Origin of the sequence: Nonomuraea sp. NPDC050783 (assembly GCF_040802095.1) — a bacterium.
Taxonomy (GTDB): Bacteria; Actinomycetota; Actinomycetes; order Streptosporangiales; family Streptosporangiaceae; genus Nonomuraea.
Genome location: NZ_JBFAHK010000004.1, coordinates 120,657 through 135,686 on the forward strand (window position 1 = coordinate 120,657; position 15,030 = coordinate 135,686).

General features: G+C 74.9%; 13 protein-coding genes. 6 read left to right on the forward strand and 7 right to left on the reverse strand.

Going from position 1 to position 15,030, the window contains the following annotated elements:
* Window positions 1–60 precede the first annotated feature (60 nt).
* Window positions 61–417: a hypothetical protein gene (locus AB0H75_RS12005; protein ID WP_367794580.1), complete on the forward strand. Its 357-nt coding sequence runs from the start codon at window positions 61–63 to the stop codon at window positions 415–417.
* Window positions 418–423: 6 nt separating this feature from the next.
* On the opposite strand, the gene AB0H75_RS12010 is transcribed toward AB0H75_RS12005, so the two are convergent.
* Complete coding sequence (locus AB0H75_RS12010; protein ID WP_367794583.1) at window positions 424–2,118, reverse strand: acyl-CoA dehydrogenase family protein; 1,695 nt, start codon at window positions 2,116–2,118, stop codon at window positions 424–426.
* A 30-nt stretch (window positions 2,119–2,148) separates the two neighbouring features.
* On the opposite strand from AB0H75_RS12010, the gene AB0H75_RS12015 reads away from it, so the two are divergent.
* The 3 genes from AB0H75_RS12015 (at window position 2,149) to AB0H75_RS12025 (ending at window position 4,594) form a co-directional block, all read left to right on the forward strand.
* Window positions 2,149–2,871 (forward strand): PaaX family transcriptional regulator C-terminal domain-containing protein, encoded by a 723-nt coding sequence (locus AB0H75_RS12015; protein ID WP_367794586.1) that lies wholly within the window; start codon window positions 2,149–2,151, stop codon window positions 2,869–2,871.
* A gap of 89 nt (window positions 2,872–2,960) precedes the next feature.
* Complete coding sequence (locus AB0H75_RS12020) at window positions 2,961–3,995, forward strand: metalloregulator ArsR/SmtB family transcription factor (protein WP_367794589.1); 1,035 nt, start codon at window positions 2,961–2,963, stop codon at window positions 3,993–3,995.
* The gene (locus AB0H75_RS12025; RefSeq protein ID WP_367794592.1) at window positions 3,992–4,594 is read left to right on the forward strand and encodes a dihydrofolate reductase family protein; all 603 of its coding nucleotides are present in this window, start codon (window positions 3,992–3,994) and stop codon (window positions 4,592–4,594) included. The genes AB0H75_RS12020 and AB0H75_RS12025 overlap by 4 nt, the downstream gene beginning before the upstream one ends.
* A gap of 7 nt (window positions 4,595–4,601) precedes the next feature.
* On the opposite strand, the gene AB0H75_RS12030 is transcribed toward AB0H75_RS12025, so the two are convergent.
* On the reverse strand, window positions 4,602–5,585 hold the full coding sequence (locus AB0H75_RS12030; RefSeq protein ID WP_367794595.1) for a hypothetical protein: 984 nt from the start codon (window positions 5,583–5,585) through the stop codon (window positions 4,602–4,604).
* A gap of 108 nt (window positions 5,586–5,693) precedes the next feature.
* On the reverse strand, window positions 5,694–7,091 hold the full coding sequence (locus tag AB0H75_RS12035) for a glutamate--cysteine ligase (protein ID WP_367794598.1): 1,398 nt from the start codon (window positions 7,089–7,091) through the stop codon (window positions 5,694–5,696).
* Between the two features lie 113 nt (window positions 7,092–7,204).
* On the opposite strand from AB0H75_RS12035, the gene AB0H75_RS12040 reads away from it, so the two are divergent.
* Window positions 7,205–8,242, forward strand: coding sequence for a zinc-dependent alcohol dehydrogenase family protein (locus tag AB0H75_RS12040; RefSeq protein WP_367794601.1), 1,038 nt, complete (start codon window positions 7,205–7,207; stop codon window positions 8,240–8,242).
* Here the strand turns inward: AB0H75_RS12040 and AB0H75_RS12045 are convergent.
* Window positions 8,217–8,660 (reverse strand): carboxymuconolactone decarboxylase family protein, encoded by a 444-nt coding sequence (locus AB0H75_RS12045; RefSeq protein ID WP_367794604.1) that lies wholly within the window; start codon window positions 8,658–8,660, stop codon window positions 8,217–8,219. The two genes, AB0H75_RS12040 and AB0H75_RS12045, sit on opposite strands and share 26 nt — an antisense overlap.
* A gap of 209 nt (window positions 8,661–8,869) precedes the next feature.
* Between AB0H75_RS12045 and AB0H75_RS12050 the strand changes: the two genes are divergently transcribed.
* Window positions 8,870–9,475, forward strand: coding sequence for a DNA-binding response regulator (locus AB0H75_RS12050; RefSeq protein ID WP_367794607.1), 606 nt, complete (start codon window positions 8,870–8,872; stop codon window positions 9,473–9,475).
* Between the two features lie 28 nt (window positions 9,476–9,503).
* Here AB0H75_RS12050 and AB0H75_RS12055 read toward each other — a convergent pair whose 3' ends face one another.
* Genes AB0H75_RS12055 through AB0H75_RS12065 form a run of 3 tightly spaced genes read right to left on the reverse strand, consistent with a single transcriptional unit; the run spans window position 9,504 to window position 15,009 of the window.
* Window positions 9,504–11,489 carry a prolyl oligopeptidase family protein gene (locus AB0H75_RS12055; RefSeq protein ID WP_367794610.1) on the reverse strand — a complete coding sequence of 662 codons (1,986 nt, stop codon included), beginning with the start codon at window positions 11,487–11,489 and terminating at the stop codon, window positions 9,504–9,506.
* A complete protein-coding gene (locus AB0H75_RS12060; RefSeq protein WP_367794614.1) occupies window positions 11,486–13,279 on the reverse strand; it encodes an ATP-binding cassette domain-containing protein in 1,794 nt (597 codons plus the stop codon). Before AB0H75_RS12060 ends, AB0H75_RS12055 begins: the two co-directional genes overlap by 4 nt.
* A complete protein-coding gene (locus AB0H75_RS12065) occupies window positions 13,276–15,009 on the reverse strand; it encodes an ABC transporter ATP-binding protein (RefSeq protein ID WP_367794617.1) in 1,734 nt (577 codons plus the stop codon). The genes AB0H75_RS12060 and AB0H75_RS12065 overlap by 4 nt, the downstream gene beginning before the upstream one ends.
* Window positions 15,010–15,030 lie beyond the last annotated feature (21 nt).

A 15,030-nucleotide genomic window follows, 5' to 3' on the forward strand; every position in this document is an offset into this window, starting at 1 on the left:
CATCCGGGCCATTGATCGATACGCCATCACTCCGCGCGCTCGTCGTGGAACCATCGGTGCATGGCCACGTCCGAGGTCCGACTCCTCCTGGAGGAAATCATGGCGTCCACTTCCTGGCCGGTCTACAGCCCGTTCGCACGAGAGCACTACGGCCGCGGCCGCGAGGAAGGCAAGGCGGAGGGGATCGCCGAGGGGAGGACCGAGGGGAGGACCGAAGGCATCGCTGAGGGTGAGGTGCGGGAGGCGGCGAGGATGGTGTTGCTCGCGCTCGGCGCGCGGGGCCTGAAGGTCACCGACGACCTCCAGGCCCGGATCACCGGCTGTGCCGACGTCCGGCAGCTGGAGACCTGGCTCACCCGCGCCATGACCGCCCGGACCGCCCACGACCTGTTCGCCGAGGGAGTGGACGGCGGCTGAGCGGGGTCACCGGGTGAGGGCTCCGGCGGCGAGGACGTCGAAGGGGTCGTCGGCGGGGGCGTCGATGCCGCGCAAGGGGCCGCGGTCCACCAGGTGGGCCTCGGCGTACAGGCGGGCGACCAGGGCCTTGCGGCCGTCGTCCAGGCCCCAGGTGGCCTGCTCCTCCAGCAGCGCGGCGGCGTACACGTCGGCCATGAACTGGGCGAGCGGGTAGAGCCGGGCCTCCGCCACGGCGGGGTCCAGGGCCGACCAGGCGGTGACGGCCTTGGTCAGGTCGTCGATACGGGCGTGGACGAGGTCGGAGGTGGCGGCGGCGCGCAGGCGGTCGAGGAACGGCTCGTGGGCGTTCTCGCGCAGCATGGCGCGGCGCACGTCCAGGCAGAGGATGTTGTCGCCGCCCTCCCAGATCGGGTTGACCTGGGCGTCGCGCAGGAGGCGGGCGACCGGCCACTGCTCGATGTAGCCGTTGCCGCCGTGTATCTCGACGGCGTCGCTGGCGGCGGTGACGCCGAGCCGGGAGGCGCGCAGCTTGATCAGGGCGGGGGCGAGCCGCAGGCGCGGGCCGAGGTGGCCGTCGAAGACGAGCGCCTGCGCGGCCTCCACCTCGACGATGAGCTCGGCCAGCTTGCGGCGCATCAGCGGCTGCTCGATGAGCGGGCGGCCGAACGCCTCGCGGGCGGCGGCGTAGCAGAGCGACTCCACCAGCGCCCGGCGGGCCACGCCGACGCCCATCATGGAGACGCCGAGCCGGGCGGCGTTGGTGAGCTTCATCATGGTGCCGAGCCCCGAGCCGGAGCCGGAACCCGTGCCCGCGCCCTCCCCCTCCGGCCGGTCCATGAGCAGGAACGCCTCCGCGTCGGCGAACTCGACCTCGCCCGAGGCCACCGAGCGGGTGCCGAGCTTGTCCTTGAGGCGGCGGATGCGCACGCCGTTGCGGCTGCCGTCCCGCCGCTCCCACAGCACGAGGAACGGCGCCACCGCCCCTTCGGGCAGCCGGGCGAGCACCACGAACGCCGACCCGTTCGCGTTGGAGGCGAACCACTTGAACCCGGTCAGCAGCCAGGCGTCCCCGGCGGGCGTGGCGGTGGTCTCCAGGGCCGCCAGGTCGGAGCCGCCCGTCCGCTCGGTGAGCATCTGAGCGGCCTCGCCGGAGTAGTACCCGTTGGCGAAGATCTCCCGCACCCGGTCGCGGACGTCCGGCGGCGCGTGCCGCTCGGCGAGCTGCACCACCATGTCGCCGCCGGTGCCGAGCGCGCAGCCCATCCCGATGTCGGCCTGGTCGAGCAGGTACGTCCACGCGGCGGCGAGCGCGGCAGGGTCGGCGTGGTGGGCGCGGGCCTCGGCGGCGAAGGCCGGCGAGGTGAAGTTGTCGGCCATGAGCGCTTGGCGGGCGGCGTGGAACGACGGCGGCATGACGACCTCACTGACGTCCCTGCCCCATTTGTCGTACTTCTCCAGCCGCGGCGGGTTGCGGTCGGTCTCCTCCGCCCAGGCGGCGACCGGCCCGCCCATGAGCGCGCCGAGCCGGTCGAGGTGCGGCTCGGCCCAGGCGTAGCCGTCACCCAGGTGGCGCCGCATGAGCAGGCGCAGCGTCGGGTCGCAGGACCACCAGTTGCGCCCGGCCGCGCCCTGGTAGCGCTCGGTGGCGTAGCGGTCGCTGCGGTCGCTGCGGTCGAAGGGTTCGATGAGATAGCGCCCCATGACGCGAGTGTTACATATACTCGACACGCGATGGAAGAGCGTAACACCCTGAGTGCCCGTTCGGCCGTGCTCAGCGCGCTGCTGGGCTGCCATCCGCCGCGACTGCCGGCCCGGCAGCTCGTCCGCATCGGCGCGCTGTTCGGCATCGCCGAGGGCACGGTGCGGGTGGCCCTGTCGCGCATGGTGGCGGCGGGCGACCTCGTCCAGGACGACGGCTTCTACACGCTCTCGCGGCGCCTGGTCGAGCGGCAGGCCCGCCAGGACGAGAGCCGCGACCCGCACACCAGGCCGTGGGACGGCACGTGGGAGGTGGCGGTGGTCACCGCCGAGCGGCGCGCGCCGGCCGACCGCGCCGCGCTGCGGCACGCGATGATCGCCCTGCGCCTGGGCGAGCTGCGCGAGGGCACCTGGATGCGGCCCGCCAACCTGGTACGGGCCTGGCCGGAGGTCGTCACCGCGCAGTGCACGCTCATCGACGGCCGCCCGCACGGCGACCCCACTCCCCTGCTGTGGGACCTCGACGGCTGGGCGGCCGAGGCCCGCCGCCTGGAGCGGGCCCTGGAGCGGGCCGAGGCCGACGGGCTGGCGGAGGGCTTCCTGGTGTCGGCCGCGGTGCTGCGCCACCTGCTGGCCGACCCGCTGCTGCCGCCGGAGCTGCTGCCGGAGGGGTGGCCGGGGGCGGAGCTGCGGGCCCGCTACGACGCCTTCGACGCCCGCTACCGCGAGGTCCTGCTCCGCCACCTGGCCGGCTGACGCGCTCCTTCGGAAGGTCCTCCCGTTCCAGAGAACCGGTCCAAGTTATTCGTTGACAGGAATATTCGCTCTGGTGAATACTTCTGCTCGTGGACGTACTCCTCGCCGCGCTGGCCGACCCGGCCCGATGGCGGCTCGTGACCCTGCTGGCCGAGCGGCCCCGCCCGGTCGGCGTCCTCGCCCAGCTCGCCGGTGCCCGCCAGCCGCAGACCACCAAGCACCTGCAGACCCTCGAACGCGCCGGCGTCGTCACCTCACAGCGCTCCGGCCAGCGCCGCGTCTACGCCCTGCGCCCCGGCCCCCTGCGGGACCTGGCGGCCGCGCTCGTCCGGCTCGCCGACACCGCCGACCGGGCCGGCGGCCCGCGCGAGACCTACGACCGCTACGGCGCCGGCCTCGACGCCGAGCGACTGGCCGCGCGGCGGCCGGGATGGGCCGACGGCCGCGTGTTCACGTTCACGCGGTCGCTGGCGGCGCCTCCCGAGCTGGTCTGGCGCCACCTGACCGAGGCCACGCTGCTGGCGGCCTGGTGGGCGCCCGACGACCTGCGCGTCTCGGAGCTCGTGTTCGAGGCGCGGCCGGGCGGGCGGGTCGTCCTGGAGTACCGCGACGCCGAGGACGCCGGGGACGCCGGGGACGTCGGCAAAGCCGGGGAAGCCGGGGACGCCGGGGACGTCGGCAAAGCCGGGGAAGCCGGGGACGCCGGGGACGTCGGCAAAGCCGGGGAAGCCGGGGACGCCGGTAGCACCGAACCGGTCGCCGGGCGCGCGGAGGGCGTCGTCGAGGACGCGCGTCCCGGCGAGCGCCTCGCCTACCGTTCCTCCCCGCTGCTCCCCGGCGGCGCCCCGGCCTTCACCTCCCACGTCGACCTCCGCCTGTGCCCCACCGGTGCCAGCACGCGGCTCGACGTCCACTTCCGGATCACCGACAGCACGATCGACTCCGCGGACTTCGTCGCGGGCGTCGAGATCGGCTTCGGGCAGAGCCTCGACAAGCTGGCGGCCGTCCTCGCCGCCGGCACCGGCGACACCGCCAATACCGGCGACACCACCGACACCGGCGACACCACCGACACCACCGACACCACCGACACCACCGACACCACGGCAAGGAGCACGACATGACCCAGCAGACCGGCGGGCGCAGGATCGTCACCAACATGAGCCTGTCCCTCGACGGCCGCTACGCCCGGCCGGACGACCCCCGCGACATGAGCTGGGTGATGCCCTACGCCGTCACCGACGTCGCCCGCGACCACCTGACCGGCCTGTGGAGCACGGCGAGCACGGCCCTGCTGGGCCGGGTCAACGCCGAGGGCTTCCTCGGCTTCTGGCCCACCGTCATCGGCGCGGAGGGCGCCGACCCGCGCGACGAGGGCTTCGCCAGGTGGCTCGTCGGCGCCGACAAGGTGGTCCTGTCCAGCACGCTCGGCGAGGCCCCGTGGGAGCGGACGACGATCGCCGACAAGCCGGCCGCCGAGGTGGCCGCGGACCTGAAGGCGGCCGAGGGCGGCGACATCCTCGTGCTCTCCAGCGCGAGCGTGATCAAGGCGCTGCTCGCGGCCGACCTGGTGGACCGGCTGGCGCTGACGGTCTTCCCGGTGTTCCTCGGGGGCGGGCCGCGCCTGTTCGACGACGGCCTGCCCGCGGGCCGCTGGACGCTGGCCGCCCAGGCCGCGGGCGAGCACGGCACCCTGTCCCTCGTCTACGACCGGGCCCGCTGAGCGGCCTCTACAGGCTCACCCCGAAGATCACCCGCTTGTTCTTGAACTCGGTCAGGCTCCACAGCTTGCCGTCCTGGACGGTCAGGTCCTCGGGGCCGATGGGGAACGGCCTGGTCTGCACCGCGTCGCCGCGGCGCACCACCAGCTTGCCGTTGCCGGCGGAGCCGGCCGTCTGGCTGAGATACCAGGTGTCCCCCTGGGAGACGGCGCCCTGGATCCTGGGCCGTCCCATCACGTACGCCTCGGCGGGCTCGCCGCCGGCGAAGGGCAGGCTCCAGCGGGCCACCCAGCCGCCGGGGTCGTTGTCGCGGTACTCCCCCGCGATGAGCTTGTCGGTGGCGCCGCTGCGGTCGATCGAGACGAACGAGAAGTGCGGGCCGCTGTGCGCGAGCTGCCACAGGTCGGTCTGGGGGATGATGTAGCGGTAGCCGAAGGCGTGGAACCTGCCGCCCTGCCGCCCGACGCGCTCGGGGTCGCCGAGGTCCTTCTGGGCGGTGCGCAGGTCGAGGATGTGGCGGAGGTCGAAGACGCGCAGGCCCTTGGCCGTGTCGGCCACGTAGAGCAGGTCGCCGTCGATGGCGATGCCGCCGGCGTGGATGTTGATCGGCCGGTACGAGCCGTCCGGCGCGGCCAGCACCAGCAGCGCGTGCTGGTACTTCAGCGTGCGCGGGCTCAGGAACGTCACCCTGATGCCGCGCTCGCCGGTCTTCGGCTTGAAGTACCAGCTCGCCACGAACGCCGGCACGCCCATCCCGCCGGAGTCGCCGCTGCCGGTCAGTCCCTGCGGATACCAGTCGACGGTGTTCTGGTCGCCGGCGTCGAAGGCGTACCACTCGGCGGGCCTGGGCCGCATGGAGCCGAGGGCGGCCGTCGCGCCCTTGCGTACCGCCGCCCGGTTGGCGTGGGCGAGCACCGCGTCCACGGAGACGGCGCCTATCTCCCCGGTCAGTTTGGCCGCTCCGTCAGCCGCGCCCCCCGTGGCCCGGTTCACGGCGTAAATCGATTTCTCGGCCGGTGCCATCCCCGTCGCCGCCATAACTTCCTTCCTTGTCCGTCTTTTTACCAAGTGTGACGGAGCGGGGACGGGGATGGTTGCGACTCAACGCCACAAATGCACCGGCAGCCCGGACAAAGCCAGCTCACGGTAGCGGCGCACCAGCCGCTCCCGGTCGCCGCCGAAACGCTCCAGCGTCTCCCGCTGCCACACCGAGCCCGTGCGGCGCAGCCGGGTGCGCTGCGCCACGACCTCCAGCGCGCGGTCGGCGTCGCTGGGCGCCACGCCCGCGCCCAGCAGGCCCTCGCGCGCCTCGGGCAGCAGCCGGAGCACCAGGTCGGCGGCCTCGTGCTCGCCCTCCCAGCCGGGCCACGACAGCTTGGCGTCCAGCCCGTGCATGGCGGCCCGGTAGAAGTTCTGGTAGACCTCGGCGAAGCGGTAGCCGGTCAGGTCGCGCTCGGCCTGCGAGAGGGTCAGCCCCAGCAGGAACGCCGTGTTCGCGGCCATGTCCGCGCAGGAGGGCCCGGCGGGCAGGGCGCGCATCTCGATGCGCAGGTGGCCGCCATCGGCCGGGTCGTAGACGGGGCGGTTCCACTGCCAGATCGTGCCCTGGTGCAGCCGCAGCTCCGGCACCTCGTGCGGCTCGGCGTCGCGGGACAGGTCGGGCAGGATCGGCTCGTAGTCGTCCACGTACCGCTCGAACAGCTCGATCGCGCCCTCGCGCACCCAGTCGGAGCCGAACGTGACCCGGCCGTCGCGCCGCTCGGGCCGCGCCACGTCCCGGTCGTCCACGGCCTCCTCCATCAGCGCGATGCGGGTCTCCTCCCACTTGCGCGGGCCGAGGAAGATCGGCGAGTTGCCGCACGCCGCCAGCACCGGCCCGATGGCGAGCTGGGCGGCGTTGAACAGCCGGGCGAAGCGCTCCGGCGGCGTGCGGATGTGCACCTGCCAGGAGGTGTTGGCGCTCTCCAGGATGACGTCCTCGACCGCCAGCTCCAGGTCGTCGATCCGCACCAGGAACGGCTCCAGCCGCAGCCGCCGCACGCCCCTGCTCATCGCCCGGTAGCGGTTCTGGTCGCTCATGGCGCCGGCGGTGAAGTCGCCGGCCTCCAGCGTGGGCAGGATGCCGATGGGCACCGCGCCGCCGCCCTCGACGGCGGCGTCCACCTTGGTGACGGTGTCCTGGACCTCGGCGCTCATCAGCTCGAAGGGCTTGCCCTCCAGCGTCGTGGGGGTGAGGTTCACCTCAAGGTTGTAACGGCCCAGCTCCAGCACCACGCGGGGGTCGCCGAGCGCGTCACGCACCTCGCTGTTGCGCGGCAGCGGCCGGCCCCGCTCGTCGACGAGGAACAGCTCCAGCTCCGCGCCGATCGTCACGGGTCCCTGACCGAAGCCGGGGCGCGCGAGCAGCTCGCGAAGGGTGCCGAGCTGCTCGCGGATGCGCTCGCCGAAGAGGCGGAACTCCTCCTCGGTGAAGCGCTCCTTGTCCAAGTCTTGTCCCATCACCCCTAACTGTCCCGGGCGGCGGATTCCACACCTCCACCAGGGCACCGCGCACCACGACGGCCCCCACCAGGTCTTGCGCCGGTCACGGCCGCTCACTCTAAGCTCATGAGATGCGAGCGGTTGCGTTTGACATCTTCGGGGGCGAGCTCGACGTGCGCGAGCTGCCCGATCCGGCCCCCGCCCCGCACGGCGCGGTGATCAGGGTCGAGGCGACGGGGCTGTGCCGGTCCGACTGGCACGGCTGGCAGGGCCACGACCCCGACATCAGGGCCCTGCCGCACGTGCCGGGGCACGAGTTCGCCGGGGTGGTCGAGGCCGTCGGGCCCGACGTGCGCGGCTGGCGGCCGGGGGCGCGGGTGACGGCGCCGTTCGTGTGCGCCTGCGGCACGTGCCCGTCCTGCACGGCGGGCGAGCAGCAGGTGTGCGAGCGGCAGACGCAGCCCGGCTTCACCCACTGGGGCTCCTTCGCCGAGTACGTCGCCATCGACCACGCCGAGGTCAACCTGGTCGCCGTCCCCGAGGACATGGCCTTCGCCACCGCGGCCGGGCTGGGCTGCCGCTTCGCCACCGCCTTCCGCGCCGTCGCGCAGGTGGGCGAGGTGCGGCCGGGCGAGTGGGTGGCGGTGCACGGCTGCGGCGGCGTGGGGCTGTCCGCCGTCATGATCGCCACGGCGGCCGGCGCGCGCGTGGTGGCCGTGGACGTCAGCGCCGACGCGCTGCACCTGGCGGAGCTGGCCGGCGCCACGCACTTCGTCAACGGCGCGGCGGGCGACGCGGCGGCCCAGGTGCGCGAGCTGACCAGGGGCGGCGCGCACGTGTCGCTGGACGCGCTGGGCAGCCCGCGGACCTGCGCGGCCTCGGTCGAGAGCCTGCGGCGGCGGGGCCGGCACGTGCAGGTGGGGCTGCTGCCCGGCGGGCCCACGCCGGTGCCGATGGAGCGCGTGATCGCCCACGAGCTGCGGCTGCTGGGCAGCCACGGCATGGCCGCGCACGCCTACCCGCGGATGCTGGAGCTCATCAGGGCCGGGGTGCTGCACCCCGACCAGCTCGTCACCCGGACCATCGGCCTGGCGGACGCGGGCAAGGCGCTGGCCGCGATCGGCTCGGTGCCGGGCGTCACGATCATCGCTCCTCGATCGCCACTCTGAACGTCCGCAGCACCAGCGCCAGCATCCGGTAGTGGGCGACCAGCACCACCAGCTCCATCCGGCCGGGCTCGTCGTAACGGTCGCACAGCGCCGCCCAGGTGGCGTCGGTCAGGTCGCCGCCGTAGTGCAGGTCGTCGGCCACCTGGAGGACGAGCCGGTCCTCGACCGACCACAACGCGTCGAGGTGGCGCACCGAGTCGATCTCCAGCGCGGTCAGGCCCGCCTCGCGCGCGATGCGGGCGTGATGGGCCCACTCGTAGGCGCTGCGGCTGTGGTAGGCCGTGCGCAGGATGGCCAGCTCCCGGTCGCGGGCCGGCAGCGTGCCGTGGAGCAGCACCCCGCCGAAGCCGAGCCATGCCTGGTAGAGCTTCGGATGGCGGGCCAGGGTGGCGAAGACGTTGTACGGATTGGCCTTCATGAATTCGTCCCGGTCCTCGGGTGGGAGGGGCCGCACGCGGGGTTCCATACTGGAAGCATCTCCCGAATCGCGGGTTACTTGGTAGAACAGAAAGGGCCCCTTAATACGCTTGACGGTTTTATCCTGAACGATTTTCACGATCAGGTCAGCGCGTCAGGATTAAGGGGGCGCAAACGTCGTGTAAGCCCGGCCGACCGCAAGGACGAACGGTGATTCGAACGTTGCTCGCAGAGGACATGAACCTGGTACGAGGGGCCATCGTGGCGCTGCTGGCGTATGAGGAGGACATCGAGGTCGTCGCCGAGGTGGACCGGGGCGACCGCATCCTGGCCGTCGCCCGCGCCTGCAAGCCCGACGTCGCGGTGATCGACATCGCGCTGCCCGGCATGGACGGGCTCGCCGCCGCGGGCGAGCTGCACGAGAAGCTGCCCGAGTGCGGCGTGCTCATCCTCACCGGCGTCGGCACGCCGGGGCTGCTGAAGCGGGCGCTGGACGTGCACGTACGGGGTTTCATGGCCAAGGACGCGCCGCCCGGCCGGCTGGCCGACGGCATCCGCCGGGTGGCCGACGGCGAGCGGGTCATCGACTCGGAGCTGGCCATCGCCGCCATGCGGCCGGCCGCGGCGCCGCTGACGCAGCGGGAGCTGGACGTCATCGGCGCCGCCGCCGACGGCGCGTCGATCGGGGAGATCGCCGCCTCGCTGTTCCTGGCCGAGGGAACGGTCCGCAACTACCTGTCCAAGACGACGGCCAAGCTGGGAGCGCGCAGCAGGATCGACGCCATCCGCATCGCGAGGGAGTCCGGCTGGATCTGACCCGGGGCCGGTCCCGGCTCCCTGGGGCTCAGGGGGCCAGGCCGGTCCGGTCGGCGAGGAAGGCGAGGACGTCGGCGGCCAGCCCGATCGAGCGGCTGACCGCCCGCGCGCCGTGCCCCACGTCCGGCTCGTGCCGCAGCAGCACCGGCCGGTTCCCGCCGGCGGCCCACTGCATCGCGGCGCACATCTTGCGGCCGTGCAGCGGGTTCACGCGGGTGTCGGCCGCCGCGACCGTGAACAGCGTCGCCGGGTAGTCGGTGCCCTTGCGCACGTGGTGGTAGGGCGAGTAACGCAGCAGCCAGGCGAGCTGGTCGGGGTCGTCGGGGTCGCCGTACTCGCCGGTCCAGGTCGGGCCGAGGCCGCTGAGGTGGTAGCGGGCCATGTCGAGCAGGCCCGCCGAGCACACGGCCGCGGCGAACAGGTCCGGCCGCTGGGTGAGGGCGGCGCCGACGAGCAGGCCGCCGTTCGACTCGCCCCAGACGCCGAGCCGGCGGGGCGTGGTCCAGCCGTCGTCGATCAGCTTCTCGGCGGCGGCCACGAAGTCGTCGAACACGTTCTGCTTGCGTTCCAGCATGCCGGCGCGGTGCCAGGACTCGCCCTCCTCGCCGCCGCCGCGCAGGTTCGCGACGGCCAGCACGCCGCCCGCCTCGACCCAGGCCATCGAGTCGGCGGCGTAGCCGGGCGTGAGGGGCAGGCCGAAGCCGCCGTACCCGGTGAGGATGGTGGGGCGCGGCCGGCCCGCCGACGGGCGGGCGACGACGACCATGCGCACGCGGGTGCCGTCGGCGGAGGTGCAGGTGACGTGGTGGCTGCGTACGTCCGGGAGCGTGACCCGGCCGGGCGCGGCCGACCACAGGCCGCTCTCACCGGTGCGGGCGTCGTAGCGCCAGATCTCGGCGGGCGTGACGGCGTCGGTGTAGGAGAACCACACCTCCGAGCCGCCCTCGGGGCGGGAGGTGAGCGAGGCGATCGAGCCGCTGCCGGGCAGCGGCACCTCGCCCAGCCGCTCCCCGGTACGGGCGTGGTGCACGGCGATCTCGCCGACCACGTGCCGGGTGCGGCAGATCACCAGCCGGTCGTCGTCCAGCACGGTGAACGCGCCCAGCACCGCCTCCGGGTCCTCCGGGATCAGCTCCCGCCAGATCGCCGGCTCGGCCGGGTCGGCCACGCACAGCCTGCGCCGGGGCGCGTTGCGGTCGGTGAGCAGGTAGAGCCGGCCGTCGGCGGCCACGGCGCCCGCGGTGCGGGCGTGCGCGGCCTCCTGGATCGGGCGCGGCCGCGGATCGGCCGGGTCGCGGCCGGCCAGGTCGGCCAGCCAGAGCGAGTTGCCGCCCGCGCCGCCCGCCGAGATGATCAGCCAGCGGCCGTCGGGGCTGATCTGCACGCCGTAGGAGACCGGGCCCGCGCGCAGGACCGGCACGTCCTCGGGGACGCCGAGCCGGTGCAGGTGGACGCCCTCGTGGAAGCGCACGTAGTAGAAGGCCCGGCCGCCGGGCAGCCAGGCGACCGGCGAGTAGCGGCAGCCGCCGATCGGGCCGTCCACGACGGCGCCGCTCTCCACGTCGCGGACGTACAGGTCGGCGCGCTCGTCGCCGCTGCGCGAGAGCTGGTACGCCAGCAGCCGCCCCTCCTGGTCGGGCTGCCAGTCGTCGAGCGTGGTCAGCCCGGTGGAGTCGAGCTCCATCGGGTCGATGAGGGGGCGGTCGTCGCAGTAGAGGACGGGGTGCTCCTGCGCGGTGGACTGGCACAGGTGGAAGCGCCGCCGGCCGCGCCACACCGGGGGCGTGACCATGCCGGTGACGCTCATCTCGGTCAGCCGGGCGAGGAAGCGCTCGCGCAGGGGCAGCCGCTGGGCGTAGGCGCGCCAGAGCCGGTCCTGGGCGGCCAGCCAGTCGCGGGTGCGGGGGTCCTCGGGGTCCTCCAGCCAGCGGTAGGGGTCGGCGACCTCGTGGCCGTGGAGGCGGTCGGTGAGGGGGAGGCGTTCGGCGGGCGGGTAGTTGTCGGGAAATCTCATGACACGGGCTCCGGGTGCCAGTGGCCGGCCAAATCCGCGTACAGCGGGGAGGACTCGACCAGCGCGTCGTGGGTGCCGATCAGGGTCTGGCCGCCGTCCATGAGCAGGATGCGGCGGGCGCGCAGCGCTGAGGTGAGCCGGTGCGCGATCACGATGAGCGTGCCGCCGCGCCGGGCGAAGGCGAGCTCCGCCCGCGCCTCGGCGGCGGGGTCCAGGTGACACGTGGCCTCGTCCAGGATGACGAGGGGGGCGGGGCTGAGGTGGGCGCGGACGAGCGCGAGAAGCTGGCGCTGCCCGGCCGACAGCGCGGCCGGGTCGAGCTCGGCCGCGTAACCGCCGAGCGCGTCCACCAGCTCGCGGGCGCCGATCGCCGCCACGGAGGCGTCGATCTCGGCGGGCTCGGCCGACGGGCGCAGGTAGGTGAGATTCTCCAGGACGGTGCCGCGGAAGACGTACGCCTCCTGCGGGATCAGGGCGCGGGCGGCGTGCTCGGCCCGCTCGGCGGGGACGCCGCCGATCAGGACCTCGCCCGCGCCCGGGCGCAGCAGGCCGGCGATCAGGAGGGCGAGCGTGGACTTGCCGGCGCCGCTGGGGCCGACGACCGCCAGGTGGTCGCCCTCGGGGACGGTCAGGTCGAGCCCGTCGAGGACGGGGGCCGAGCCCGGGCCGTAGGAGAAGGCGACCCCGCGCAGGCGCAGCTCGCCGGTGGGCGGCCGCACCCGGGCCGGCTCGGGGCCGGACGGCGGCGTGGCGGCGGCGATGCGGCGCAGCGCGGCGGCCAGCCGGACACCGCTGACGCCGATCCCCTGCACGAGACCGCTGAGCGCGGGCGCGAGCGACTGCGTCACGTACGCCAGCGCCCCCACCACCACGCCGGCCCCCGCGCCCGACGACAGCAGCCAGGGCGTGCCGGCGAGCAGCAGCAGCACCGGCAGCCAGGAGCCGACGGCGAGCGCCGCGGTGCGGACGCCGGTCACCCGGGCCAGGGCACGGGCGGCGGCGGCCTGCTCGGCGGTCCGGCCGGCCAGGCGGGCCGCCACGCGGTCCCGCAGGCCGCACGCCTCGATGTCGCGCAGGCCGCCCGCCGTGGCGGTCATCTCCTCGGCCAGCCGCTCGTCGGCCAGCAGGAACGCCCGCTGCCGCCGGGCCAGCGCGGGCAGCGACACCAGGAACAGGCCCAGCCCGGCCACGAACGGCGGCAGCACCAGCACCAGCGTCCGCGGCGCCAGGGTGGACAACCCGAGCACCACGCTGACCACGGTGAACGCGAACCCGCGCACCGTGGTGACCACGGCGGCGAAGGCGTCCCTGGCCAGCTCCACCTGCAGCCCGGCGCGAGCCACGGCGGCGCTGCCGTCCGCCGCGCCGCCGTCCGCCGCGCCGTCCACCGCGCTGCCGTCCACCGCGCTGCCGTCCGCGAACGGGCCGCGCCGCAGGACGCCGCGGACGACGTACGCCAGCAGGTCGTCGCGGAACGGCTCGGCCACCGCCGCGACGGCCAGCACCACCTGCCGGGCGGCCACGGCGGCGACCAGCCACGTCAGGCCGAGCCCGGCCAGCCAGGCCAGGCCGGTGGCGGGGGCGCCCGCGGCGAAGCCGTCCTCGATGGCGCGGGCCACGGCGTGGCCGATGAGGAACGCGGGCCCGGCCTCCAGCACCGACCACAGGCCGATGCGGGCCAGGGCGCGCGGGTCGCGCCGTAACGCCCGCCAGAAGCCGGGGGGCGCCGCCGGGTCCGTCTGGTTCGTCTGGTTCGTCACGTCCGTCCGGTCCTCGCGCGCGGCGCTCATCGGGACCTCCCGGGCATCGCGTCCGAAGCGCCCTCCGGCCGGAGCGAGCTTTCATCCGGGGAAGCGGCTTCCTGGAACTCCTGGAAGACGGCGCGGTAGGACGGGTCGCGCCACAGCGTGTGGTGGGTGCCCACGGCGCGTACCCGGCCGCCGTCGAGCCAGACCACCTGGTCGGCGCGGGCCGCGGTGGCGGGGCGGTGGGCGGCGATGAGGCGGGTGCGGCCGAGCGGGTCGGTGGTGAGGGCGCGGGAGACCTGGCGCTCGGTGACGGTGTCCAGGCTGGAGGTGGCGTCGTCGAGGACCAGCAGCCGCTCCCCCTGGGCGAAGGCGCGGGCCAGGCCGAGCCGCTGCCGCTCGCCGCCCGACATCGGGGCCTCGCGCAGCGGGGTCGCGTAGCCGTGGGGCAGCCGCTCGACGAACGTCCGCGCGCACGCCGCCTCGGCCGCCCGCGCCGCCTGCTCAGGGGGCGCGCCGAGGGCGTCGGCGATGGTCTCGCCGACCAGGACCGGGCGCTCGAAGGCGTAGCCGATGGCGCGGCGCAGCTCGGCGCGGGACAGCTCGGGCAGCGGGACCCCGTCGAGCAGGACGGTGCCGCGCCCGGGGTCGGCCAGCCGCCCGGCGAGCGCGGCCAGCAGCGACTTGCCCGACCCGGAGCGTCCCACGACGGCGGTCACGGACCCGCCGGGCAGGGTGAGGTCGCCGACGGTCAGGCCGTCCGCGGCGACGTCCCGGAACTCGACGGTGCCGGGGCCCGCCGGGCGCGGCAGCGCGCGCTCGCCGTGGGCGACCGGGGTCAGGGACAGGACCTCGGCGACGCGCTCGGCGGCGGCCCGCGCCCTGGCCAGGCCGCCGACGTGGCCGAGCGCGGTGCTGAGCGCCGCGCCGAGCACGGCGTAGCGGGCGGCGGCGTACAGCTCGCCGACGGTGAGCCGCCCGGCGGCCAGCATGAGCCCGCCGGCGGCCAGCACGGCGATCTCCAGCAGCGGCACGACCAGCCCGGCCCGGACGGCGGCGGAGGCGTTGGCCCGCCACAGCTCCATGCCGTGGGCGCGCAGCCGGGCGAGCGGCACGAGCACCCGCCGCGTCTCCTGCCCGGAGGTGCCGGCGGCGGCGATGGTGCGGGCGCCGTCCAGCGCGGACACCAGCCGGGCGGCGATCTCGCCCTGGACCTCCTGGTAGCCGCCGGAGATCGAGGTCGTGGCCCGCAGGAAGGCGCGCAGGACGAAGAGGATGGCCACGACGCCCAGCCCGAGCGTCAGCGTCAGGATCGGGTCGATGAGGGTGAGCGCGACCAGGGCGCCCGCCGTGGGCACGAGGAGGGCGAGCGCGCTGGTCAGGGTCTCGGGGGCGCGGCCGGTCTCCTCGGCGTTGAGTCCCGCGCGGGTGACGAGCTCGCCGGCCGGGAAGCGGCGGGTGGCCGCGGGCCCGGTGCCGAGGACGTGGTTCAGGACGCCGAGCCGGAGCGTGGCGGCGGCCTGGGCGCAGCTCGCGCCGCGGGCCCAGACGCCGAGGCTCTCGCAGAGCAGGACGGCGGCCACGACGCCGGCGCAGAGGACGAGCCAGGAACGGCCGTCCGGCCCGCCGGTGACGAGGACGTCCACGGTGCGGCCGATGACGTACGGTACCGCCAGCTCGGCCGCCGCTCCGGCGACCGCGAGCGCCGTGAGCACGACCGGCCAGGGCCCGCCGCGCCGCAGCGTGCCGAGGACGAGCCGGTCTCCTGCCCGCACCGGGGCCTCCTTCGTCGGTAC

Excerpts from the sequence above, each read along its gene's own strand:
- AB0H75_RS12005 (WP_367794580.1), top strand. The coding sequence starts at position 61 with ATGGCCACGTCCGAGGTCCGACTCCTCCTGGAGGAAATCATGGCGTCC.
- AB0H75_RS12010 (WP_367794583.1), bottom strand. The coding sequence starts at position 2,118 with ATGGGGCGCTATCTCATCGAACCCTTCGACCGCAGCGACCGCAGCGAC.
- AB0H75_RS12015 (WP_367794586.1), top strand. The coding sequence starts at position 2,149 with ATGGAAGAGCGTAACACCCTGAGTGCCCGTTCGGCCGTGCTCAGCGCG.
- AB0H75_RS12025 (WP_367794592.1), top strand. The coding sequence starts at position 3,992 with ATGACCCAGCAGACCGGCGGGCGCAGGATCGTCACCAACATGAGCCTG.
- AB0H75_RS12035 (WP_367794598.1), bottom strand. The coding sequence starts at position 7,091 with ATGGGACAAGACTTGGACAAGGAGCGCTTCACCGAGGAGGAGTTCCGC.
- AB0H75_RS12040 (WP_367794601.1), top strand. The coding sequence starts at position 7,205 with ATGCGAGCGGTTGCGTTTGACATCTTCGGGGGCGAGCTCGACGTGCGC.
- AB0H75_RS12045 (WP_367794604.1), bottom strand. The coding sequence starts at position 8,660 with ATGAAGGCCAATCCGTACAACGTCTTCGCCACCCTGGCCCGCCATCCG.
- AB0H75_RS12055 (WP_367794610.1), bottom strand. The coding sequence starts at position 11,489 with ATGAGATTTCCCGACAACTACCCGCCCGCCGAACGCCTCCCCCTCACC.
- AB0H75_RS12060 (WP_367794614.1), bottom strand. The coding sequence starts at position 13,279 with ATGAGCGCCGCGCGCGAGGACCGGACGGACGTGACGAACCAGACGAAC.